This window comes from Granulicatella sp. HMSC31F03, from assembly GCF_001807725.1.
GTDB classification, from domain to species: domain Bacteria; phylum Bacillota; class Bacilli; order Lactobacillales; family Aerococcaceae; genus Granulicatella; species Granulicatella adiacens.
The window spans coordinates 35,732-36,131 of record NZ_KV790838.1; the positions used below are offsets into that span (position 1 = coordinate 35,732).

Genomic DNA, 400 nt, shown 5'->3' on the forward strand with positions numbered 1-400 from the left:
TTTGCATAGGTTTGTCTGCTGAAAAATTTCTATTTAGAGTATTGCCAGTAATTGAGAATGGTTTACCTATTTTGATAGCTTTTTTAGGTTTCACGGCACAATTCCAACCATTTTTCTGCATAATCCGCTGCACAACCTTATGGTTAACAATCTGATTTAATTCCTTCTGAATCAAATGCTTAATCTTTCTGTACCCATAAATAAATTTGTTTTTCTTACAAATTTTACCAATGGTTTCCTCGATAACGGTTGGCGAAAAGTCTTTCTTTTTCCATCGATAGTAAGTAGATATGGGTATATTAAGGCAAAAACAGATTAAACGAAATGTATATTTACCTTTCAATTCTTCCACTAATTTTACAACTACTTGAGGCGACACTTCCTTTCCAATTCCTTGTAT

At 32.5% G+C, this 400-nt stretch carries 1 protein-coding gene; it reads right to left on the reverse strand.

What is annotated here, in order from left to right:
- On the reverse strand, positions 1-400 hold a 400-nt coding region (locus HMPREF3106_RS09620), incomplete at both ends, for an IS3 family transposase (protein WP_246827486.1).